Below are 22739 nucleotides of genomic sequence, written 5' to 3'. Positions count from 1 at the left end.
TATGCATCGGTTACATGAGATCTGTAATGATTTACGACTACCAATGTCTAATAACCCAAATAGTAAAAATATGAGATTGTTCACGTTTATTGGCACGGTGCTAATGCTTTGCAGCACGGTGTTTTATTCCAACGCGCAGGTAAATGCGCGAATGTTTCGGTTTCCCGATGTCTCTGCAAAAAACATCGTTTTCTCCTATGCTGGCGACTTATGGGTCGTTGCTAAAGAAGGCGGAGTTGCTCACCGGTTGAGTTCCCCCAAAGGAGAAGAGTTGTTCGCTAAATTCTCGCCCGATGGCAGCGAAATAGCTTATTCGGCAAGTTATGACGACAACCGAGATGTTTATGTAATTCCGACAATGGGAGGAGTCCCGAAGCGGTTAACTTTCGACAGCGGCACTGATAGAACGGTTGGGTGGACGCCCGACGGGAAAAGTGTCCTGTTTGCATCTTCCCGCGAAAGCGGAAGACAACGCTTTAACCAGCTGTACACGATTGCAGCCACCGGTGGCGAAGCAACGAAATTACCGTTGCCTTACGGTGATTTTGCTTCCTATTCTCCCGATGGCACGAAGCTCGCGTTGAACTACAAGTCGCGTGTTTTCCGCACCTGGAAACGGTATCGCGGAGGTTGGGCTCCGGATATCTATATTTTCGATTTGAAGGACTTCAGTTCGAAAAACATTACCCGCGATGATGGCAGCGATGAATTTCCGATGTGGCACGGTAACAAGGTTTACTACCTGTCGGACCGCGGCGAAGCAGAACGATACAACATCTGGGTGTATGACATTGCCACTGACAAATCGACTCAGTTGACTCACTTCACCGATTACGATGTCCATTTTCCGTCTCTGGGACCTGACGATATCGTATTCGAAGCGGATGGCAATCTTTACCTGATGGATCTGAAAGACGACCAATACCATGAAGTGAATGTTAAGGTCGTAACGGATGAATTGGAAGTAATGCCGAAGCAGGAGAAAGTGAAAGACCTGATGCAGTCGGCTGATATCGCACCCGATGGAAACCGGGCGCTGGTCATGGCTCGCGGTGATCTGTTTTCGGTTCCGGCCGAGCATGGCGTGGTTTCCGATTTAACACAATCTTCCGGTTCGGCAGAGCGCTTTGGTGCCTGGTCACCCGATGGAAAGACCATTGCATACTGGAGCGACGCTTCGGGCGAATACAATTTGATGCTGAAGAACGTGGAGACCGGTGAGGCGAAGAAGGTAACAGACTTTACTTCCGGATATCGCTATCACTTGTACTGGTCACCTGATAGCAAGAAAATTGCTTTCATCGATCAGGCAATGAATATTTCTTATTTCGATATCCCATCCAACAAGGTGGTTTCAGTTGACAAAGGACTTTGGATGTACCAGGGAGCACTGCAAAGCTTTTCATGCAGCTGGTCGCCCGATAGTCGCTGGCTGACTTACGACAGAGGACTTGACAATCGCAACGATGCTATCTTCATTTATGATACCCAGAATAAAATTAAACACCAGGTAACCAGTGGTCATTATGACGACCATAATCCGGTGTTTGGTGCTGACGGAAAATACCTGTTCCTGTTGACGGGGCGTTCTTTCAAACCGCAGTACAGCGATTTGGATAATACGTTTATCTATCCGAAAACAACAGAAATTGCTGCTATTCCGTTGCGAAAAGATATTCCTTCTGCGGTAGCTCCACGCAACGATGTGGTCGATTTATCGAAAAAGGAAAACGGCGATGATGAAGAGAATGACAAGAAGGAAGATGCCGGCAAAGAGGTCAAATCGGTCAGTATCGATTTCGATAATTTCGAAGAACGACTGGCAATTCTTCCTCCGGATGCCAACGATTATAGTGGGTTGAGTGCTAAAGACGGAAAAATCTTCTACCAGACAGAAGTTGATGCCGGCAAGGAGACAGAACATCCGGTGAAATATTACGATCTGAAAAAAAGGGAAGAAAAAACCGTAGTTGAAGATGCAGATGGTTACCGTTTGTCGGCCAACGGCAAAAAGATGTTGGTGCGGAAGGGAGATAACCTGTATATCATTAAGCCTGAGTCCGAACAAAAGCTGGAAAAAGCCTTGCCATTGGATGAAATGGTGATGACAGTAAATCCTCGTGCCGAATGGCGACAAATATTTAATGATGTATGGCGTTTCGAACGTGATTTCTTCTACGATAAGCACATGCACGGTGTTGACTGGAATGCACAGAAAGTGAAGTACGGCAAATTACTCGATGATGCCGTTACCCGTTGGGATGTGAATTATGTGTTGGGCGAATTAATCGGTGAGTTGAGTTCGTCGCATACCTACCGTGGTGGTGGTGACCTGGCTAATGCCAAGAAGACCAACACCGGTTACCTGGGCGTAAATTGGGAAGCAGATGGTAAGTATTACCGGATCAAAAATATCATTAATGGAGCTCCATGGGATTCGGAAGTTCGTTCTCCGCTTTCGGCTCCTGATTTGAGAGTGCACGCAGGCGATTATATTCTGAGTGTGAATGGACGTCCTATTACCACCGATAAAGAGCCCTATGAAGCATTTCAGGGCTTGGCAGACAAAACTGTCGAGTTGATGGTGAACAGCAAACCGGATATGCAAACAGCCCGCAAAATAGTCGTTAAGACGTTAAGCAGCGAAAGCCGGTTACGCAACCTTGCCTGGATAGAAGCCAAACGCGAAAAAGTAGATAAAGCCACCGATGGAAAAGTTGGATACATTTATGTTCGCAGTACCGGAATCGACGGTCAGAATGATCTGGTTCGTCAATATATGGCTCAGTGGAATAAAGAGGGGCTGATTATCGATGAGCGCTTCAACAGTGGCGGACAAATTCCGGATCGCTTCATAGAATTACTTAACAGGAAGAATCTGGCTTACTTTGCGGTTCGTGATGGAAAAGACTGGTCGTGGCCACCCAAAGCCAATTTCGGTCCGAAAGTCATGCTGATTAATGGTTGGAGTGGTTCCGGAGGTGATGCATTCCCCGACTTCTTCCGTAAAGCAGGATTAGGCCCGCTTATCGGTACCCGTACATGGGGCGGTTTGATTGGAATTACCGGTGCCCCCGAATTGATTGACGGCGGTTATGTGACTATACCAACCTTCCGGATGTACAACCCTGATGGTTCCTGGTTCAAGGAAGGTCATGGTGTAGACCCGGATATCGTGGTGAAAGAAAACCTGACAAAAGAAGCGAAAGGAGACGATCCGCAGCTCGATCGGGCCATTGAATGGGTAAATAACAAACTAAAAGATTACAAAGGAAAACCAGAGCATGCTCCCTACGAGAAAAGATAACTGAAAGAGTTATTATAAAAGAGAAAGGCGCCGGTTTGTATTGGCGCCTTTTTTATGTTTTAATCAAAAACCGGAGTTTTTACTGGAGTCCCATCAAATGTTTGATGACTACCAGAACAATGATGAGTCCGGCAATAACAGCCACCATCAAAAAGATGTCTTTATTGAAATGCTTTTTGCCGTTTTCTGCACTGTTGTCCTGTTGTACTTCTTGTTTTTCCATCTCTTTATTTTTTCAATGTAACTATACATCAATGTTCTTCCCGGAAGGTCATCTCCGGGACTTTTTTTCATTCGTATGACGTGATTACGCTAATTTCGAAGGCACCTCACCATGATGTATATCGGCCTTTTCCGGGTGATGAAAGGCTGGCGGAGTGCATTCGGGAAAATTTGAAAGTTAAAAGTCGATTTGGTGTTCCCGGCAAGGCGAACCATTACCGGCAGTGATTGACTTTCCGTTCCGGGAAAATCAGTAACACCGCTTTCAAAAATAATGGATGGTGAGAGGATGTGAGAGATTGTTCCGGAATGCGAACTTGTTTCCGGACGAACCGCGTGATTTTCATTACCCCAACTGGTATCAATACCCAATACAGTGAGTAAAATGCCTACGGTCAATAACGCAATAAGGTTGCGATACATCTTTCTCTTCGATACAAAATACGGCGTAATTTAAACAAAGAATCCATAATTCGCTCTCATTTCCATGGATAATAAATTGAAATTTGCAGACAAAGGACAGATTGTCAGTTTACTGAAGGCAGAGCAGTTGATTGTTTTTTATGCATGAAAGAGTCAATAAGTGAGATTCTTGCCAACTTCAATGAGTTAAATTTATATTTTCGTGACGCAAACAAACTGTTGTGCTTTGGTTGATTTATCCATAATTATAGTCAATTACCGGGGGTGGAAACATTTGGCGAATTGTTTGGAAGCCCTGAAAAACTTTAGTGGAGAGGAATTCTCTTTCGAGGTGAATGTGGTCGATAACTGCTCGAATGATGGCAAGTTGGAGGCTTTTCAACAACGATTTCCGGAGTTCCGTTTTCATCTGAATAGTGGTAACAACGGTTTTTCCAGCGGATGCAACCTGGGAGCCAAAGTTTCAACCGGTGAGTATTTCCTCTTTCTGAATCCCGACACAGTTGCGTCAGAAGAAGCAGTAAAGGAATTGCTGGCAACTATTCGGCGCGAGGCTCCAATAACCATTCTTTCTTGCGGACAGAAAAACAGCAATGGTCGTGAAGAACGCCCTTATGGATTTTTCCCTACGTTATTCACGGTAAGCGGAATATTGCGTGCGGTCTACCGGAAAGTAAAAAAGACCGAGCTGGCAGCACGTTTTTCTTCCGAAAAGGAGATTATTTATCCGGATTGGGTTTCCGGTTCGGTGGTGATGATTTCGAAGCAGCAGTTCGAAGAGTTGGGCGGCTGGAATGATGATTACTGGTTGTACTATGAAGATGTCGACTTGTGCAAACGAGCAACCGATGCCGGGGGGAAAGTGGCTTTGCATAACCACGTTTCAATTATTCACAACCACGGAGGAGCCACGCGCATCAATCCGAGGGTTACGGCGCTAACCAAATCGGAAGTCATTATTTCCAGGCACGTTTATCTCTCGCGGCACTACTGCGGTTTATCTGCTGCCGGTCTGCATTTCGTGGTCATGACAGGTGTCCTTCTGGGAAAATTAGTACCCGCCATTTTCGGACTTCCGTTTTTCTTCGTTCGGCGGTTAAACCAGTACACCCATTTGTATCGCCGCTTGCTGGCCTACTATTTCCTGGCACCCTTCCGGGGAACTTGGCTCAGTCCGCGCTCCGTGAACTACAAGAAATAAAAAGAGGGAAAACATGTGTTCCCCCTCTTTTCGTTTTTATTCGTTGTCTACAACCGGCAACCAGCCTTTGCGGGTTATTAAACCGTGCCACAGGTTGTCCGGAATCACCAATTCATCCTGATCGTGAACAGAAAGCGTTGTTCGAATTTTATCTACCGAACCATTCTGAGCTTTCTGGACCCATTCCGGTTCCATTAGTAACTCACGTCCCAATGCAACCAGTGGTACATTCCCTTCTTCTACGACTTTCAGTACGTCGTCGGGAGTGTGAAGAGAACCTACTCCGATAACCGGAATTTTGTTGCCAACGCGTTCCTGTATCAATAACGTCCGTGAGGGGTTATCTGAATCATCACGCATGGAACCATCCCAGAAATTGAGTGTCGAAATATGCAGGTAGTCCAACGGCTTTTCAGCCAAGGCATCCACCAGTTGAAATGTGTCTTCGATGGTAATACCTGGTTCTTCCACCTCTTCGGGCGAAAGCCTGTAACCAACCGCAAAAGGAGATGTAGCGTATTGCTTGACATTTTTCAAAACATCGTCGACCACCGCCAGCGGAAATTTCATCCGTTTTTCCAGTGTACCGCCCCATTCGTCGGTCCGGCGATTAGAGTGCGGTGAAAAGAACTGCTGAATTAGATACGTGTTGGCTCCATGAATTTCCACCCCGTCGAAGCCAGCGAGAATCGCCAGTCGCGTGGCATTCCCATAAGCTTTGATGGCGGCCAGAATTTCTTCTTCGGTCATAGCCCGCGGAACGGCGGCTCCTTCACGTTCAGCTGCAACAGCGCTCGCACTGACAGGCTGACCGTCCGGCACCTCACCGGGAGGGCACATTCTTCCTCCGTGATGGATTTGCAGAATTGCTTTGGCACCTTCCTTCTGAATGGTTTGGGCAATCCGTTTCAAGCTGGGGAGCATGTCATCAGAATGTACCCCGATTTGGCCTGAAAATGCCTTGCCTTCCGGCTGGACGTAGGCACAGGCAGTAGCGACTACGCCAACACCGCCCGAGCGTTTTTTGTAGTATTCAATTTCGGCGTCCGACACGGTTCCGTCGGAGTTGCCGGACCAGGTTGTCATGGGGGCCATCATGATTCGGTTTTTCAAATCAATTCCGGAAACCGGTAAACGGAACGGTTCCCAAAGGGAAGCATATTTAGGGTTCATATTCTTGTATCTTGGGGGTTTTATTTTGTTTCGACAATTAATTTTCCGGTATTCACGCCGTCGAATAGTCCGATGAAAGCTTCCGGTAATTTCTCAAATCCTTTGACAACGGTTTCGTGATGTTTCAGTTTTCCTTCTTTCACCCACTCGGTGAGCTGGGTTATTCCTTCCGGGAAACGGTCAAGGTAGTTGCTGATGATAAATCCTTGCATCAACGCGCTTTTCTTGAGAATGGTGGGTTGTATGCGAGGGCCGGTCGGAACACTCGTGGCATTGTAGAGTGAAATCTGTCCGCAGACTGGAATGCGTGCAAATTTGTTGATGTTCGCCATCACTGCATCGGAGATTTCGCCGCCCACATTGTCGAAGTAAACATCAACTCCGTCGGGACATGCATCAGCGATTGCTTTTTCCATCTCCTTCTCTTCATGGTAATTGATAACCTCATCAAAATGGAGTTCGTCTTTCAGGTAACGAAGTTTTTCATCGCTTCCGGCGATTCCGACCACACGGCAACCCTGAATTTGAGCAATTTGTCCCACGGCAGTTCCAACGGCTCCAGCCGCACCTGACACCACAACAGTTTCACCTTTTTGGGGTTTGCCAATATCGAGTAAACCGAAATAAGCGGTCATTCCTGTCATGCCCAGGATTCCCAAATAGTAACTCAGCGGTGCAGCATTTTTGTCAATCTTGTTAACTGTTTCGGCCGGGACAACCTGCAACTCCTGCCAGGCCAGCGGGCGTCCAACAACGACGTCTCCTTTGGAAAACCCAGCATGACGACTTTCTACCACTTCAGCTACAGCACCACCATTAATAGGTTCTCCTACCTTGAACGGTTCGACATACGACTTGGCGTCGCTCATTCGGCCACGCATGTATGGATCGACTGAAATGTAGAGTGATTTCACCAAAAGTTCTCCTTCGGCTGGAGTTGGTATTTCGATTTCTTTCAATTCAAAATTATCTCCGGTTGGCCGTCCAACAGGCCTTGACTTTAATATAATCTGTCTGTTCTGCATTGTCTTCTGGTTTTTGTTTGTTCAGTGTTTGAACAGACAGCGCTTCCTTACGGTTCATTGCTTTTTTTGTTCGGCATGAATAATGAATACTGAGAGAGAAATGTAACAAGCTAGATGGTAATAAAATTGTAGTTGGGGAAGGTTAGAAAGCCCGGAACATAATAGAAACAGTCTTTCGCGATTTGACGGGATAACCTGCCAGGAACCCCGGCTGCCATCGTGGCATGTGGCTGACCATACGAATTGCTTCCTGTGAAAGAAGCTGACTGGGAGATTTTTCAACCTCCGGGTCGATAATTCGTCCGTTTTCGTCGACCACAAACGCAACGACCACTTCGCCGACGATCCCCTTTTTCAAAGCTTCTTCGGGGTAGTTGATATGTTGGTTGATGTACAGACGTAGTGCTGTTTCACCTTTCGGGAATTGGGGTTCCCGGTCTACTTTGCTATAAATTTTGTTATCGAGGTATTTATTCACATTTACCTCTTTGCCTGTCCGGGTATATGAATGAAGCTCGGAGATGAACCCCGGTGGATCGTAAACGCAATAGAATTCTTTTTCTCCGTTAGAATGGTAGACTATTTTGACTCCGGTCGGAACCCCCATTTGAAATGTCTCCGTCGAGTAGAGGTTGCCATTGGGGTACCATTGTTTGAAAATTCCGTCTTCTATCACTTTCTTCTTATTCAGCTTGTGAGAAAGATTGTCGAGAGAAACCTTTTCTCCGGCTCCGTAAAAACGCACCTGACGCAATAGTTGGCCATCGATTTTGGCAATCTCCAGGAAAAAATGAGTCGGAGAAAGTGTATCGATTTCCAGGGTAACGTTCACCGCTCTTCCGTTTTGCCAGTCTTTTACCAAAATTGGGTCGGACAATTCAACCGGTCGTGGTAACGAGCTGGCTAAAATAGTATGGGCAGAAAAAAGCAGGACAACAAGGTAAAAATACTTCATAGGTATTCCGTTTCACTGGTGAATGGTGAACTCCGGGGAGGGGAATGTTATTGTTATTAAAAATAAGGCGAAACAGATAAGAAGTCAAGTGGTACCCACTATTTAGAACAGGGATTTCTGACCAAAAGGAAAAGTAATTTCGGTTATATTTATCAAAGGTCTTCTGTATGTCGGGAACAAGAAACTTTCCGGAGCTAAGATTTTGAGATTTTGTTATTTTTACCTTGATTTCAGAACTAATCTAAACCAAACAATTAACCAATCATGCTTTCCATTCGTGTCCCTTTCGCGTTAGCTGTTATTTTTTTGCTTGTGGCTGTAACCAACCGGTTGTCGGCACAGGATGTTGACCATTGGGAATCGGTTGTTTACGACGATGATACATGGCACTATTTCATTGGCACTTCCGAACCGCCGCTTAGCTGGGCCGATTTGAACTTCGACGATTCGACGTGGGAGCAGGGCCCCGGAGGTATTGGTTACGGCGATAACGATGACGGGACAGTGATTCCTTCGTGTACATCGGTTTACATGCGGACCGAGTTTGATATTGTCGATTCAGCTTCAGTTGGCCGGGCCGTTTTGCATGTTGATTTTGACGATGGATTTGTAGCTTACCTGAATGGACATGAAATTGCCCGTGCCAATATTGGTACCCCAGGAGTTCGTCCGCCGCATGATCAATTTGCTGATTCGTACGACTACGAAGCGCAGATTCCGCAAGGAGGTGTTCCACCTTCTTTTCTGATTCATCGTGACAGCTTAAAACAGTATCTGCTAAACGGAAGGAATATTCTGGCGTTGCAGGTACATAATGCCAATGCTACCTCGAGCGATTTATCGTCTTCGACCTGGTTGAGTTTGGGGATTACCGACACAAGTAATGACTATCGTCCGGTTCCATCCTGGTTTACCGAACCAGCCGAAGAGTTTTCCTATCTGCCTTTAATCATGATAAGTACAGAGGGGCAAACGATTCCTGATGAGCCTAAAATCATGGCGAAGATGCAGGTTATCAACAACGGGGAAGGAGCAAAGAATTCCATTTACGATGAGCCAACGGACTACGACGGAGATATTGGTATTGAGATTCGCGGACAATCATCCCAGATGTTTCCGAAAAAATCATATTCCGTCGAAGTCCGTAATGAGGCTGGTGAAGATTCTACAGTGACTTTACTGGGAATGCCGGAGGAGAGTGATTGGGTTTTGTATGCTCCCTACAGCGACAAAACGATGTTACGGAATGCACTGACCTACTATTTTGGTGCAAAGTTGGGGCAATGGCAACCGCGTTTTCGCTTTTGCGAAGTTTATCTGAATGGCAATTACAACGGCGTTTATTTGTTGATCGAAAAAATCAAGCGTGATAAAAGCCGGGTTGACATCAATAAACTGAAAGAAGAAGAAATTTCGGGCGACGATTTGACCGGAGGATACATTGTCCGGGTCGACAAACTGGATGGACTCACTGCGAATGATTACTTTTATTCGTATCCGCAAACTACGTTTATGAATGCCCGGCGGTATGCGTTTTCCTATTACTACCCAAAGGCAGAAGATATTGTTACCGAGCAGAGAGGTTACATTCAGGATTTTATCACCGGGTTCGAGAATATGCTCAACGGCAGTCAGTTTGCGGACCCCGTGAACGGCTATCCGAAATACATCGACATTACCTCGTTCATCGATATTCAAATCATGTCGGAGTTGGGTAACAACGTGGATGCGTACCGTTATAGCACCTATTTTTACAAGAAGAAAGACTCGAACGGCGGCAAGCTGTTCGCCGGACCGTTGTGGGATTTCAATCTGGCATACGGTAATGTGGATTATGCGCCGGATTTTCTGGCCACCGACCAATGGGTGTACACTCACTTCGGACCCGACGAGCCCAATTGTATGCACTGGTGGTTCCGGTTGATGCAGGATGAGCCTTACCGAAAAGCGTTATTTGACCGCTGGACAGAATTGCGGAATAGTTCGTTTAACAACGACTCGCTAAGCAATTATATCAACGAGCAGGTAACGATGCTGGGTGATGCCATCGACCGGAATTATAAGCGCTGGCCTATCATCGGGCAGTATGTTTGGCCGAATGCTTTTGTTGGTTCGTCCTATGTTTCCGAGATTAATTACCTGAAGGATTGGTTGCAAGATCGTCTCGATTGGATGGACACACAATGGTTGTTGGAAACCGGGATAGAAGACAAACCTTCACTGGCAGGTTCAGGAATTAAAGCTTATCCCAATCCATTTGTCGATCAGATTAACCTTTCGGTTGAAACGACTGGCAGAAGACCGATGCAGATTGAACTGTGGTCTTCGCAAGGGCAGATGGTGTACCGGGCGGAAAGAACACCGGGAGCTGAAAAACAGGACCATTTCAGTATATCTCTTCCGAATCTTTCCAGGGGAATTTATTTACTGAAAGTGTGGCAGCAAAATCAGTCGCCCATGGTAACGAAGCTGCTGAAAAAGTGATGACATAAAAAATCCCGCAACAACCTTGATGTTACGGGATTTCTTTTCGGATGAATTCCGATAGTTATTTTATGATGAGGTTTTTAAACCCCTTGGAATACCAAACCATATTCATGTTGTTGTCGCCGGCGTAGATGAAATACGCCTCCAGATTCGGATCGTTCTCCACAATCTTTTTGGCTTTTTCAACCCCCATTACCATGAAGGCAGTTGCATAAGCATCGGCGGTCATGCAGTTATTGGCGAGTACACTAGAGCTAAGCAGACTGTGCTGAACAGGATAACCCGTATGAGGATCGATAGTATGAGCGTATCGCTTGCCATCTTTCACATAGAAATTGCGATAATTTCCCGAAGTGGCCAGTGCTTTGTCTTTGAGGTGAATGACATCCTCCAGGTCGTTGTCGTCGTACAATCCCTTGTTGTTGGGCTTATTAATCCCGATACGCCAAGTTTCTCCTTTGGCATTAACGCCATGCGCCCGTACTTCTCCGCCGATTTCCACCATGTAGTTTTTGCAACCATGCGAGGCCAGAAAATCACAAACCATATCAACCGCTTCACCTTTTGATATAGCGCTGGCATCGAGCATCGTATTTGGGTTTTCCTTCACAATTTTGTCGCCGACCAACTTCACTTTTTGGTAACCGACGGTCTGCATCAAACTGTCGATTAGTTGCTTCGAGATACTGTCTTTCTTGGTAAACCCAAATCCCCAGGCATTGACCAGTGGAGCAACAGTCATATCAAAAGCACCGTTGGTTTTCTTCGAAACCTCTTCAGCTTTCAGGAAACATTTCCTGAAGTAAGGATCTACTTTCACCGTCGAGTCATTCTTGTTGATACGTGAAATGGTGGAAGTCGGAATGAAGGTGGAAAGCGAGTTTCCGAATTCGTTCATCTTTAATTCTATTGAGTCCTTAAAATCTTTTCCGTCAGGACTAGAATAGATAAAATGATAAAGCGTGGTGTAAACGGTGCCTTCGTTGTATACATATTTCTGTGTTTTCGGGGCACATCCTGCCATAAACAGCAGGGCCACAAACAGTGCAAGCAGAGTTATTTTTTTCATCTTGTAGAAATTTTCCGCCACAAAAGTAGTTAAAGAATTGTTTTACAAACAGACTTTTCTGTTTACCGGTAAATCAATTAAGAAATATTAAGACCTTGCAGGTACGTGTCAAGCTTGCCGATAACCATTTCCGGAAGGAAATCGCGATAAAGGCCCGATGATTCTTGTTTCAGCAGTTTATAGGGTTTTCCCTGTATTAATTCCGGCTTGAAATCGTTCAGATGGACAGAAAGATTCTTTTTCCCGTCGTCGAAAATTCCCCAGCTTTCGCGGGCGATGAAAGGAGAGAAGATGGTGAACGTTGGAATTTCAAGCGCTTTTGCCAGGTTGGTATGGCCGCAGTCGTTCCCGATATAGGCATCGGCATGTGTAACGATCTTGGCCAGTTCACGCAGGCTTTTCCCGGTTAAACCGGAAAAGACAAGTTCGGGATGGCCCAGCTTTTCGGCGAAAGCCCGGGCAGCATCCTTTTGATTTGGGAAGTAATTGAGGATGATTTGCGCAGAATAATTCTCCATCAAATGTTTGATGACCGCCAGCATGTAATCTTCGGGATAAGTTTTGTTCTCCACGCTTCCGTAGATGCCGGCCACAATTATCTCCTTCTCCAAATCCACCCCGGCCTCCTCGAGCAGTTGTTTGCCTTCAGCTTTCTCTTCATCAGTTAGGTAAAGGCGCGGATACGGGTCGTACTCGATGCCTTCTTTTTTCAGCGGTTCCAATAGTGCCAAACGCTCCTCGATGACAGGTCCGGCAATAGAAGCAGGTCGGCTGTGCTTATCGACCAGAATATTGTAGTAAAGTCCACGTCCGAATTTCTTGTACGAAATCCGCTTTTTCGCTCCCGACAAACGAGTGGTCACCCAGCTGTCCATCTTGGTATATGCGTCGATGACAATATCGTATTTGGCTTTTCTGATTTTCCAGGCGAACTTCAGCAAATTGCCGACTTTCCGGTCGGAATCATTAAAAACGACGATGTTATCGATATTGGGATTGTTTTCCGCCATCTCGCGGGTAAACGCATAAATCATGTAATCGATTTGCGCTTCGGGATACATCTTTCGAAGTTGATTGCAAATAACTGTTCCCAGGAGAACGTCTCCGATTCGCTTTTGCTGAATGACAAGGATTTTCAGTTTCATTGATGATTGTTGTTTGAGACAAAATTGCCTGCCGTTTCTTTCGCACTATTGGCAAAACCGAAAACAAGCAGGGTATAAAAAAGAGCAAAAAAGGTACGTATGGTGTGGGTTTGTAAGTTGTCGTCTCCCAGGTTCGCAATGCCGATGGTTAGCAGGAAAAAGACTGTGAGAACTGATAATTTTCCAACCCGAAACAGCGGGTAGATCAGCAGAAACATCAGGATAGCGAATCCAACGATTCCGAATGTCACCAGGTAGTTCAGGTATTGATTATGGGCATGACTGAAATTAGCCGGTCGAAGTTTCGGATTTTGCCGCGAAAGCATTTCGTTGAAAACGTCTTTTTCGTTGCCGGTGCCAACGCCAAAAACCAGATGCTCTGCAATAATCGACAAAGCGGCGCGGGTATAAGCCCAGCGTTGTACCAGCGATTTATTGTTCGGATTTCCATTGGAGCGGTAGGCGTCGAGCTCCCAGATGGTTTGATAGATTCGTGCCGAAAGGTTCATTCGTTCGGGAACATAGCGGCAGTTGGCAAAACCTTCCCGGATGGCGCGAATGTCATCATTACTCAGCTGTGCAACTCCGGCCGAATCTTTTGTCAGTCCTTTGGAAGTCAGGTATCGAATCAAGGTACTTTTCACCGGAAAACCATTGGCATCTCTATCTGAAAATTTCAGCGCACTACGTTTGTTCCATTCTCTTCGGAGTTCCGGCAGACAAATTTGGAGGTAGATGAAATGGCCGTTTTCCCGTAAGGTTTTATTAAAATCGTTTTGATACGGATTCCCGTTCGCGGTGAATTTGGCCACCCGAGCTGGTTGTGGTATGGACGTGTGAAATTGCCTGTATAGTTCCCGGCCGGTTAACGCCAGTGGAATAATGATGAGAACGACGGCTCCGCCCCAAACGTATTTTCGCAACCTTTTGGGAATTTCCCGGTAGGTGAAAAAAGAAAGGGCAATGAATGTTGCTAAAAGGGTCAGTAATCCGAGCAATGAATGCAGCCAGAAATCGAAAATCAATAAAAACAGGACACCGGCAAGTCGTGAAATCTGACGCATATTCCAACCGTCTTCCCGGTAACGGAAAATTTCCAGTAGCAGAAAGAACAAGGAAAAGTTAACCAACAGCGAATGGCCGATATGCGGATTGAGCGTTGCATCCCGTATGTCCGTTATTCCGAAGCTTTCGCTGAATTGCCATCGTATCAAAGCGACTAGCGAACTGATGATGACGCCCAAAGCCAGCGCATACAGAATGCGGTCAATTTGTTTTCGGCTTAAAGGAAGATAGGCAACGGCTACCGGAATGAGAAGCCAGAAAACATTGCGTCGGATTTCGTCGATGGCATTGGCCGGATGATGAGTTCCTGTCGTCCACAGTAAGTAAAGAATGAAAATGCCGGCCGGAAAAAGTGGCAGCGGGGTTTTGCGAAAGCTTTGGTATTTTTCTTTAGGCGAAATGATGAGCCAGGAGAATGCAAAAATCAAAACAGTGATGATGCTGACCAGCGCCTCGGAAAACGGCAGGACAAATGCCAACGACATCAGCATTCCTTCCATGATGAGAAGCTTTGATGGTCGGATATCGTGGGTTTGTTGCATGGTTCGCTGTTAAGCCAAAGAGTGCCGGGATGATTTATCAGATAGAAGCAAACATAGCAAAAATAGACATATGGCACACAAAAAATGCCCGCCCCCTGTGTCGGGAACGGGCATGAATGTGGAATAATATATATTGGGTGCTTATTTTACTTCCTCGAAATCTACATCCGTTACTTCGTCATCGTCACCACCTTTTTGCTGACCTCCGGCCTGTTGACCACCGGTTTGTCCGCCTTGCGGGTTACCCTGAGCGTTGGCTTCAGCATTGGTTGCATTGTACATTTCCTGTGAAGCAGCCTGGAAAACCTGGTTCAACTCGGCAGTAGCCGTATCGATAGCTGCCAAATCCTGGTTTTTGTGTGCTTCTTTCAGTTTGTTCAATGCTTCTTCAATCGGAGCCTTTTTGTCAGCCGGCAATTTGTCACCGAACTCTTTCATCTGCTTTTCAGTCTGGAAAATCAGACTGTCAGCCTGGTTCAGCTTATCGATTTTCTCGCGGGCCTGCTTGTCGGCTTCAGCGTTTGCTTCAGCTTCCTGCTTCATCCGTTTGATTTCGTCATCGCTCAAACCAGATGAGGCCTCGATGCGAATCGACTGCTCTTTGCCTGTAGCTTTGTCTTTTGCCATTACGTGCAAAATACCGTTGGCGTCGATATCAAAAGTTACCTCAATCTGTGGTACACCGCGTGGTGCTGGCGGCAGTCCGTCGAGGTGGAAACGGCCAATGGATTTGTTTCCTCCCGCCATCGGACGTTCACCCTGCAATACGTGAATTTCAACTGACGGTTGATTGTCGGCTGCCGTCGTAAACGTTTCCGTTTTTTTGGTAGGAATGGTGGTGTTGGCCTCAATCAATTTGGTCATCACGCCACCCATGGTTTCGATACCAAGTGACAGCGGAGTTACGTCGAGCAACAGCACGTCTTTCACTTCTCCGGTCAGTACACCACCCTGGATAGCAGCACCAATGGCCACAACCTCATCAGGGTTCACACCTTTCGAAGGAGCTTTGCCAAACAGTTCTTTTACTTTTTCCTGCACAGCAGGAATACGGGTTGAACCACCTACCAAAATAACCTCGTCAATGTCAGCGGCAGAAACGCCTGCATTTTTCATCGCACGACGGCAAGGCTCGAGTGTTGCTGTAATTAGCGAATCAGCCAGGCTTTCAAACTGTGCGCGTGACAGGGTTTTCACCAAGTGTTTCGGAATACCGTTCACCGGCATGATGTACGGCAGGTTGATTTCGGTAGAAGTTGAGCTTGACAACTCGATTTTGGCTTTCTCAGCAGCTTCTTTCAAACGCTGAAGAGCCATGGGGTCTTGACGCAAGTCAACACCTTCTTCTTCTTTAAAGCTGTCAGCCAACCAGTCGATAATTACCTGGTCGAAATCGTCACCACCCAAGTGGGTATCACCGTCGGTTGATTTTACTTCAAACACGCCGTCGCCCAGTTCGAGTACCGAAATATCGAAAGTACCACCACCGAGGTCGAATACGGCGATTTTCATGTCTTTGTCACGCTTGTCAAGACCATATGCCAGTGAAGCGGCAGTCGGCTCGTTGATGATACGACGAACTTTCAAACCGGAAATTTCACCAGCCTCTTTGGTTGCCTGACGCTGTGAGTCGTTAAAATATGCAGGTACGGTAATTACCGCTTCTGTCACTTCCTGTCCCAGGTAATCCTCAGCAGTTTTCTTCATTTTCTGAAGAACCATAGCCGAAATTTCCTGAGGAGAATACATCCGGTCGTCGATTTTTACACGCGGAGTATTGTTGTCTCCTTTAATTACTTCGTAAGAAACACGCTTGACTTCTTTTTGAACCTGGTCGAATGTTTCTCCCATGAAGCGTTTGATGGAGAATACAGTTTTATGAGGATTGGTAATAGCCTGACGTTTGGCCGGATCACCAACTTTACGTTCACCATTTTCAACAAAAGCTACAATGGATGGTGTGGTCCTTTTCCCTTCGCTGTTCGGGATAACGACCGGCTCATTTCCTTCCATTACCGAGACACAGGAGTTTGTTGTTCCTAAGTCAATTCCAATAATTTTTCCCATTGCTGATAAAGTATTTTAATTTATACGTTCGTTGATTTCTTTTTCAATTTCGCCCAGTATTAATCAATCGTTGTGCCAATCCGTTTTCGGCCATTTTTTGTGAAAAATTGACACCGCTAGTAGTATTTACTGAAGGAAGGCTGTCATCTTTCGTGACAAAACGACAGAGGAGGACAGGTGTCAGGACAGGGAGTTTCCCAATTAATTCAGAAGAGATAGGTATTTCGATGAGCTGAAATGCAATGAGTTAATTTGTTCGTCAAAACATTATCGTTAAATTTCTGCCTGCAAACTAAATCCAACTCTTATGAATGCTGAACACAATCCTAACCGGATTAACGAGCGTCTGGTGTCGCTGGATACTTTACGCGGATTTGATATGTTGTGGATTACCGGCGGCGGAACACTGGTCGTCTTTCTGGCGAAAGCCACCGAATGGGGCTGGCTGAATGTAATCGCTGAACAAATGGAGCATGTCCCCTGGGCCGGTTTTCATTTTTACGATCTCATCTTTCCTTTATTCATGTTTATTTCAGGTGTAGCGATTCCTTATGCCATCACTGGAAAATTGGAAAAGGGAACTCCCAAAAGAGATTTGGTGAATAAGGTGACGAAGCGCATGCTGACACTTGTTATTTTTGGATTGCTTTACAATGGCGCCTTCGAGAATGGTTTTGCTGATTTGCGGTATGCCAGTGTGTTGGGACAAATTGGTCTGGCGTACTTCTTCGCTGCGCTCATTGTCATGAACACCAAACAAGTTCGTACCCGGCTGTTCTGGCTCGGAGGAATTTTGCTGGGTATAGCATTGCTTCAGTTGGCAGTTCCGGTGCCCGGATTTGGTGCCGGCGAAATGACCAAAGTCGGTAGTGTCAATTCATGGATTGATCAGCATTTCCTACCGGGAAAACTATATGGTGGCACGTTCGATCCCGAGGGGCTTTTGTGTATTGTTTCGGCAACGGCTGTAACCCTCATGGGCTCATTAGCTGGAACGATTCTCCGTGATGGCAAAGCCGCGAGTACCCGAAAAGCCGGTTTTCTGGTCATTAGCGGGGCTGCTTTAGTGGTCGTAGCGTTGCTTCTTTCTACTTTTTATCCCATCATCAAAGCGATGTGGACTGTCCCGTTTGACTTGCTGACAGCAGGTGTTAGTTTTCTTTTGTTGTCGTTATTCTATTACATCATTGATGTAAAAAAATGGCAGGGATGGATTTTGTTCTTCCAGGTGATTGGCCTGAACTCTATCACGATATACATGGTCGTCAGGATTTTTGGCATGAGCCTGGCGAACATTTCGAAATTCTTCCTGGGCTGGTTAGCCAATCCGGCCGGCGATTTTGGAATGGTCATTCTCACGATTGGCGGCATTGCTTTCGAATGGTTGTTGCTGTACTATCTGTATAAGAAAAGAATTTTCCTCCGGGTATAATTTATCCGCTGATATGTGATATGAAAGGGACTTTTCGTTTATCGGAAGCGTCCCTTTTTCTTTTGATGTAAATACGATTTGAGGATAATTCCATTTAGAAAGACAATCATACCATTGGTTTTTGGTAATTTTGTAGGCTACAAATCAATCTTGAGTGATCATGTCAGTACATAAAGAAGTAAAACGGGTAACGACCCACGTTTTATCGGAAATGAAGCTGCGGGGTGAGAAGATTTCGATGCTTACCGCGTACGATTACAGTATGGCCAGATTGGTGGATGAAGCCGGAATCGATGTGATACTGGTGGGCGATTCAGCCTCGAATGTGATGGCCGGAAATGAAACAACGCTGCCCATTACACTCGATCAGATGATTTATCATGGTAAATCTGTGGTGAAGGCAGTTAACCGGGCTTTAGTTGTTGTTGATTTACCTTTCGGGACGTATCAGGGTGACTCGAAAGAGGCGTTGATTTCTTCCATTCGCATCATGAAGGAAACGCATGCTGATGCGGTGAAGATGGAAGGTGGTAAAGAAGTGATTCAATCGGTGGAACGTATTCTTTCTGCAGGTATCCCGGTGATGGGACATTTGGGATTGATGCCGCAATCGATTCACAAATATGGGACCTACACCGTTCGGGCTAAACAGGATGCAGAAGCTGAAAAGCTGATTGAAGATGCTCGTTTGCTGGAAGAAGCAGGTTGTTTTGCCATCGTGCTCGAAAAAATCCCGGCCGCTTTAGGTGAGCGTGTTGCGAAGGAGCTGAAAATTCCGGTCATCGGAATTGGAGCAGGTGGCGGCGTTGACGGACAGGTGCTCGTTATTCACGATATGTTGGGAATTACGCAGGAATTTTCTCCCCGCTTTTTGCGACGTTACCACAACCTGGCGACAGAAATTAAAGGTGCCGTGGGGAATTACATTCAGGATGTAAAATCACAGGATTTCCCGAACGACAAAGAACAATATTGATTCAATAACCAGAGCAAAGGTCGGTGAATAATTCATTGATCTTTGTTTTCTTTGCCAGTTTTCAGAATATTCAGATATGGAGGTTTTATACGAGGATAATCACATTATTGCCGTTAATAAGCGTTGTGGAGATATCGTACAGGGTGACAAAACCGGCGATGCGACGTTAGGGGATGAGGTCAAGGCTTATCTGAAGAAGAAATACAGAAAGCCCGGCAATGTTTTCCTGGGCGTGACGCACCGTCTCGACCGGCCTACCAGTGGGATCGTACTGTTTGCCCGAACCTCTAAAGCATTGAGTCGTCTGAATAAACTTTTCAGCAATAAGGGTGAAATCCGAAAAACCTACTGGGCTGTAGTAGATAATCGCCCGGCTAAAGATGAGGATACATTGGAGCATTGGTTGGTTCGATATCCGGAAAAGAACAAGTCGGTGGCTTACAGCACTCGTCGGGCTAACGGTAAAGCAGCCTCGCTAACCTATCACTATCTGGCTTCTTCGGACCGGTACCATTTACTGGAAATAGAACTACACACCGGTCGTCACCACCAAATTAGGGCGCAGTTAGCCGCTGTTGGTTTGCACATCAAAGGTGATTTGAAATATGGTTTCCCCCGGTCGAATAAAGATGCGGGTATTCACCTGCATGCACGAAGTATTGAGTTCATTCATCCGGTAAGCCAGGAAAACATTTCGATAACGGCACTCACTCCTCGTGACGCTGTTTGGGATCATTTTGCTCAAATGAAGTTGTAGCGATTAATCCAACGCTTCTTTTTTAAACCGCAATGGCAGAAGATTATCGATACCGTCGAGTACTTCAATTCTGTCTTCTCCGTCAAGGATAATCCGTATCGGTTTTTCAAACCGGTCTTCGAACTCTGCCATTACCTGCCGGCAACTTCCGCAGGGTTTCACTGTGTTATCAACTAATAGCTCCTGCTTTTGTGCCGATACCGCTATCATGGTAACTGGAATATTCGGATATTGAGCACTGGCATAGAACAGGGCAGTCCGTTCAGCACACAAACCGGATGGATAGGCAGCATTCTCCTGGTTATTTCCGGTTATGGTTTGTCCGTTTTCTAATAAAACAGCGGCACCCACTTTAAAGCCGGAGTAGGGGGAATAGGCGTCTTTAGTAGCTTCACGCGCTTTTTGCAGAAGTTCTTTTTCGGTAACCGGTAATTCGTCAATACCGGAATATTCGGTCAGTGCAATTCTGAAAACTATCTCTTTCACGAAAAAATAATTATGCTGGTAACTTGAGCCGGAAGACTCCACCAGTATTCGCTTTAGAAGCAGGAGTTCCGTAATTGGTATACCATGTTTGGTTCAAATTTACAATTTCTGCGCGAATGCTGTCATTCTCCTGCTGAGGAACCTCTTTTTTTTTATTTTTGGGATAAAATCGAAAATATGAGACCCCAGATACGCTCCCTCTTCATCGCTTTTATTATGTTGTTGGCCGGCTTTACAGCCCGGGGTGACGAAGCGCACCGGATGACCCGGCAACAATACATCAATCGTTTTGCCAAGGTTGCTATCGCGGAAATGAACCAGTTTCATATCCCGGCGAGTATTACTATGGCGCAGGGATGTCTGGAATCCGGAGATGGGAACTCGTCGCTGGCGCGTGATGCGAACAATCACTTTGGCATAAAATGCAACAACGGATGGACGGGAAAAAGTGTACGGCACGATGACGATTCGCGTAGGGAGTGTTTTCGGAAATACAAGTCGGCGTGGGAATCTTATCGCGATCATTCGCTTTTTCTGAGAAACAATGTGCGTTATGCCTCGTTATTCAAGCTCAAAATTACCGATTACAAAGGGTGGGCGAGAGGCCTGAAGAGAGCCGGTTATGCTACAGACCCGCGTTATCCGGAACGATTGATTCACATTATCGAAAAGTATCAGCTTTACGATTTGGATAAAAACTACGACGGGAAAGATGCAGTAGTGAGCACTGGAAATGATCGGTCTGATAGAAATACACAAACATCCCGCAGCGATGATAACCGTGTTGACCATTTTTCCATTGATTTGTCGGATGACAGTCAATCGGTAGTTGAGCGAAATGGAACGAAGTCGATTCGTGCGCGCAAAGGTGATACGTACGAAGAGTTGGCTGCCGAATATGGCTTGAAAGAATGGGAAATCTACAAATACAATGATACCGATAAAGGACACGAGCCAGCCGAATCATCGATTGTTTATCTTGAAATGAAACCCGGTCGGGCGGCCAGGGGGAATGATTACCACATTGCCCGCGACAGTGAAACCATGTGGCAGATATCGCAGCAATACGGCATTCGCCTGAAATCATTGTATCGCAAAAACAGGATGAAACAGGGTGACGAACCGCGTCCCGGACAGCAAATCTGGTTGAGGAAAAAGAAGCCCCGCAGGCGTTAATTATTTGAATTAAATGGCCTGAAATTGTTCCGCATTCTGAAAACCGCGGAGAAAATCGTCCACGTTCATGCGTTTTTTACCCGCCATTTGCAGCTCATAAATACTGACAAATCCATCGGGGCAAGCAATCTTTAGTTCCTTTTTGTTGGGCGAAATTACCGTTCCCGGAGTTGTGTCGTGATTTTCTTTCCCGAAATGGGCACGGTAAATTTTGACAGAAATTTCCTTATTCCCTTCTTTTTCCTGGAAAACGGTCCACGATGCAGGATAAGGGCTGAGTCCTCTAATCAGATTATGAATCTGTGCTCCCGGTTGTTTCCAATCGATCCGACAATCGTCTTTATAGATTTTGGGTGCAGGTTTTACATTGACACCGCGAGCAATCAACACATCCTGCGAAATGCCTTTGGCAGTTCCTTCTGCTAATGCATCAACGGTTGTCAAAACCAATTTTGCACCAACACCCATCAGTTTGTCATGCAATTCGCCCACAGTCTCGTCTGGGCCGATAGAAACTTTTTCCTGAAAAAGAATATTACCGGTGTCAATTTCATGTTTAAGTAAGAAGGTGGAAACGCCGCTTTCTTGCTCCCCGTTAATAACAGCCCAGTTCAAAGGGGCCGCTCCACGGTATTGCGGCAGTAGAGAGGCATGCAGGTTGAACGTGCCCATCGGTGGCATACTCCAGACAATTTCGGGGAGCATCCGGAAGGCAACGACTACCTGTAAATCGGCTTTCCAGGACTTAAGTTCTTCAACAAAAGCCTGGTCTTTCAGTTTTTCCGGTTGCAATATGGGTAGGTTTTGTGACATAGCGTATTGTTTTACAGCGGAGGTGTGTACTTTCTGCCCGCGGCCGGCGGGTTTGTCAGGCGTAGTAATAACCCCAACCACGTTGTAACCGTTTTCCACGAGTGCTTTTAAACTCTCAACAGCAAAATCGGGCGTACCCATAAAAACAATGCGAATGTCTTTACCCTGCATAATCTTCAGTTTATATGTTTTATGTTCTTCTGCGGTTCTTTTTTTTGGGAAAAAGGAATAGAGCTATTCCCGTAAGTTACGATTTCCTTTTTGCGCTTTCGGGAAATAAGGGCAATGCCTACAGCCATTACCACAGCAGTAACCGCGTTCCCGCAGATATTTCTCTGTCATTACCCGGTAGCCTTCTTTGGTGAGATAAAAATCATCACCCTCTTCTAAGTTATCGCTGTATTCTATATCATCCCAC

Annotated in this window: 19 protein-coding genes; 7 read left to right on the top strand and 12 right to left on the bottom strand. The window is 46.0% G+C overall.

Features of this window, described 5'->3' with window-relative positions; translation table 11 throughout:
* Nucleotides 1–70: 70 nt before the first annotated feature.
* Complete coding sequence (locus tag AC060N_RS17735) at nt 71–3307, top strand: S41 family peptidase (protein ID WP_479524909.1); 3237 nt, start codon at nt 71–73, stop codon at nt 3305–3307.
* A gap of 79 nt (nt 3308–3386) precedes the next feature.
* Here the strand turns inward: AC060N_RS17735 and AC060N_RS17730 are convergent, their stop codons facing one another.
* Both AC060N_RS17730 and AC060N_RS17725 read right to left on the bottom strand, forming a co-directional pair.
* Nucleotides 3387–3530, bottom strand: coding sequence for a hypothetical protein (locus AC060N_RS17730; RefSeq protein ID WP_153637022.1), 144 nt, complete (start codon nt 3528–3530; stop codon nt 3387–3389).
* Nucleotides 3531–3619: 89 nt separating this feature from the next.
* Entirely contained in the window at nt 3620–3952 is a 333-nt protein-coding gene (locus tag AC060N_RS17725) for a hypothetical protein (protein ID WP_106540434.1), read from the bottom strand.
* A 202-nt stretch (nt 3953–4154) separates the two neighbouring features.
* On the opposite strand from AC060N_RS17725, the gene AC060N_RS17720 reads away from it, so the two are divergent.
* On the top strand, nt 4155–5153 hold the full coding sequence (locus tag AC060N_RS17720; protein WP_479524908.1) for a glycosyltransferase family 2 protein: 999 nt from the start codon (nt 4155–4157) through the stop codon (nt 5151–5153).
* Between the two features lie 36 nt (nt 5154–5189).
* Here the strand turns inward: AC060N_RS17720 and AC060N_RS17715 are convergent, their stop codons facing one another.
* From AC060N_RS17715 to AC060N_RS17705, 3 genes are all read right to left on the bottom strand, one after another.
* Nucleotides 5190–6326: an NADH-dependent flavin oxidoreductase gene (locus tag AC060N_RS17715; protein WP_479524907.1), complete on the bottom strand. Its 1137-nt coding sequence runs from the start codon at nt 6324–6326 to the stop codon at nt 5190–5192.
* A gap of 20 nt (nt 6327–6346) precedes the next feature.
* Nucleotides 6347–7351: an NADP-dependent oxidoreductase gene (locus tag AC060N_RS17710; protein ID WP_479524906.1), complete on the bottom strand. Its 1005-nt coding sequence runs from the start codon at nt 7349–7351 to the stop codon at nt 6347–6349.
* A 142-nt stretch (nt 7352–7493) separates the two neighbouring features.
* Nucleotides 7494–8306 carry a TonB family protein gene (locus tag AC060N_RS17705; protein ID WP_106540430.1) on the bottom strand — a complete coding sequence of 271 codons (813 nt, stop codon included), beginning with the start codon at nt 8304–8306 and terminating at the stop codon, nt 7494–7496.
* Between the two features lie 264 nt (nt 8307–8570).
* Here AC060N_RS17705 and AC060N_RS17700 point away from each other — a divergent pair, with 264 nt between their 5' ends.
* Nucleotides 8571–10790 carry a CotH kinase family protein gene (locus AC060N_RS17700; protein WP_479524905.1) on the top strand — a complete coding sequence of 740 codons (2220 nt, stop codon included), beginning with the start codon at nt 8571–8573 and terminating at the stop codon, nt 10788–10790.
* Nucleotides 10791–10854: 64 nt separating this feature from the next.
* Here AC060N_RS17700 and AC060N_RS17695 read toward each other — a convergent pair whose 3' ends face one another.
* From AC060N_RS17695 to dnaK, 4 genes are all read right to left on the bottom strand, one after another.
* Entirely contained in the window at nt 10855–11862 is a 1008-nt protein-coding gene (locus AC060N_RS17695; RefSeq protein ID WP_479524904.1) for an FAD:protein FMN transferase, read from the bottom strand.
* 77 nt (nt 11863–11939) lie between these two features.
* The gene (locus AC060N_RS17690) at nt 11940–13007 is read right to left on the bottom strand and encodes a glycosyltransferase family 9 protein (RefSeq protein WP_479524903.1); all 1068 of its coding nucleotides are present in this window, start codon (nt 13005–13007) and stop codon (nt 11940–11942) included.
* Entirely contained in the window at nt 13004–14614 is a 1611-nt protein-coding gene (locus AC060N_RS17685) for an O-antigen ligase family protein (RefSeq protein ID WP_479524902.1), read from the bottom strand. Before AC060N_RS17685 ends, AC060N_RS17690 begins: the two co-directional genes overlap by 4 nt.
* Nucleotides 14615–14755: 141 nt before the next feature.
* Nucleotides 14756–16681 carry a molecular chaperone DnaK gene (gene dnaK / locus AC060N_RS17680; protein WP_479524901.1) on the bottom strand — a complete coding sequence of 642 codons (1926 nt, stop codon included), beginning with the start codon at nt 16679–16681 and terminating at the stop codon, nt 14756–14758.
* A gap of 307 nt (nt 16682–16988) precedes the next feature.
* On the opposite strand from dnaK, the gene AC060N_RS17675 reads away from it, so the two are divergent.
* The 3 genes from AC060N_RS17675 to AC060N_RS17665 all read left to right on the top strand — a co-directional run bounded on the left by AC060N_RS17675 (nt 16989) and on the right by AC060N_RS17665 (nt 19846).
* Complete coding sequence (locus AC060N_RS17675; RefSeq protein ID WP_479524900.1) at nt 16989–18113, top strand: acyltransferase family protein; 1125 nt, start codon at nt 16989–16991, stop codon at nt 18111–18113.
* A 160-nt stretch (nt 18114–18273) separates the two neighbouring features.
* Nucleotides 18274–19089: a 3-methyl-2-oxobutanoate hydroxymethyltransferase gene (gene panB / locus AC060N_RS17670; RefSeq protein ID WP_106540423.1), complete on the top strand. Its 816-nt coding sequence runs from the start codon at nt 18274–18276 to the stop codon at nt 19087–19089.
* A 76-nt stretch (nt 19090–19165) separates the two neighbouring features.
* Nucleotides 19166–19846, top strand: coding sequence for an RluA family pseudouridine synthase (locus AC060N_RS17665; RefSeq protein ID WP_479524899.1), 681 nt, complete (start codon nt 19166–19168; stop codon nt 19844–19846).
* 3 nt (nt 19847–19849) lie between these two features.
* On the opposite strand, the gene cdd is transcribed toward AC060N_RS17665, so the two are convergent.
* Nucleotides 19850–20332, bottom strand: a complete 483-nt coding sequence (cdd, locus tag AC060N_RS17660; protein ID WP_479524898.1) for a cytidine deaminase — start codon at nt 20330–20332, stop codon at nt 19850–19852.
* Nucleotides 20333–20509: 177 nt separating this feature from the next.
* Here cdd and AC060N_RS17655 point away from each other — a divergent pair, with 177 nt between their 5' ends.
* Nucleotides 20510–21508, top strand: coding sequence for a glucosaminidase domain-containing protein (locus tag AC060N_RS17655; protein ID WP_479524897.1), 999 nt, complete (start codon nt 20510–20512; stop codon nt 21506–21508).
* Nucleotides 21509–21517: 9 nt separating this feature from the next.
* Here AC060N_RS17655 and fmt read toward each other — a convergent pair whose 3' ends face one another.
* On the bottom strand, nt 21518–22492 hold the full coding sequence (fmt, locus tag AC060N_RS17650; RefSeq protein ID WP_479524896.1) for a methionyl-tRNA formyltransferase: 975 nt from the start codon (nt 22490–22492) through the stop codon (nt 21518–21520).
* 63 nt (nt 22493–22555) lie between these two features.
* The gene (locus tag AC060N_RS17645) at nt 22556–22663 is read right to left on the bottom strand and encodes a DUF5522 domain-containing protein (protein ID WP_463228464.1); all 108 of its coding nucleotides are present in this window, start codon (nt 22661–22663) and stop codon (nt 22556–22558) included.
* Between the last annotated feature and the right edge of the window lie 76 nt (nt 22664–22739).

The organism is Prolixibacter sp. DSM 2831, from assembly GCF_056493735.1.
Note: the sequence above shows the minus strand (reverse complement) of the source record. Positions and strands in the feature narration are given on the sequence as shown.

Coding starts and splice junctions, on each gene's coding strand:
- AC060N_RS17685 (WP_479524902.1), bottom strand. CDS start 14,614: ATGCAACAAACCCACGATATCCGACCATCAAAGCTTCTCATCATGGAA.
- AC060N_RS17735 (WP_479524909.1), top strand. CDS start 71: ATGAGATTGTTCACGTTTATTGGCACGGTGCTAATGCTTTGCAGCACG.
- AC060N_RS17690 (WP_479524903.1), bottom strand. CDS start 13,007: ATGAAACTGAAAATCCTTGTCATTCAGCAAAAGCGAATCGGAGACGTT.
- fmt (WP_479524896.1), bottom strand. CDS start 22,492: ATGCAGGGTAAAGACATTCGCATTGTTTTTATGGGTACGCCCGATTTT.
- AC060N_RS17730 (WP_153637022.1), bottom strand. CDS start 3,530: ATGGAAAAACAAGAAGTACAACAGGACAACAGTGCAGAAAACGGCAAA.
- AC060N_RS17675 (WP_479524900.1), top strand. CDS start 16,989: ATGAATGCTGAACACAATCCTAACCGGATTAACGAGCGTCTGGTGTCG.
- AC060N_RS17655 (WP_479524897.1), top strand. CDS start 20,510: ATGAGACCCCAGATACGCTCCCTCTTCATCGCTTTTATTATGTTGTTG.
- panB (WP_106540423.1), top strand. CDS start 18,274: ATGTCAGTACATAAAGAAGTAAAACGGGTAACGACCCACGTTTTATCG.
- AC060N_RS17665 (WP_479524899.1), top strand. CDS start 19,166: ATGGAGGTTTTATACGAGGATAATCACATTATTGCCGTTAATAAGCGT.
- AC060N_RS17725 (WP_106540434.1), bottom strand. CDS start 3,952: ATGTATCGCAACCTTATTGCGTTATTGACCGTAGGCATTTTACTCACT.
- AC060N_RS17715 (WP_479524907.1), bottom strand. CDS start 6,326: ATGAACCCTAAATATGCTTCCCTTTGGGAACCGTTCCGTTTACCGGTT.
- AC060N_RS17645 (WP_463228464.1), bottom strand. CDS start 22,663: ATGACAGAGAAATATCTGCGGGAACGCGGTTACTGCTGTGGTAATGGC.
- AC060N_RS17705 (WP_106540430.1), bottom strand. CDS start 8,306: ATGAAGTATTTTTACCTTGTTGTCCTGCTTTTTTCTGCCCATACTATT.
- dnaK (WP_479524901.1), bottom strand. CDS start 16,681: ATGGGAAAAATTATTGGAATTGACTTAGGAACAACAAACTCCTGTGTC.
- AC060N_RS17710 (WP_479524906.1), bottom strand. CDS start 7,351: ATGCAGAACAGACAGATTATATTAAAGTCAAGGCCTGTTGGACGGCCA.
- AC060N_RS17695 (WP_479524904.1), bottom strand. CDS start 11,862: ATGAAAAAAATAACTCTGCTTGCACTGTTTGTGGCCCTGCTGTTTATG.
- AC060N_RS17700 (WP_479524905.1), top strand. CDS start 8,571: ATGCTTTCCATTCGTGTCCCTTTCGCGTTAGCTGTTATTTTTTTGCTT.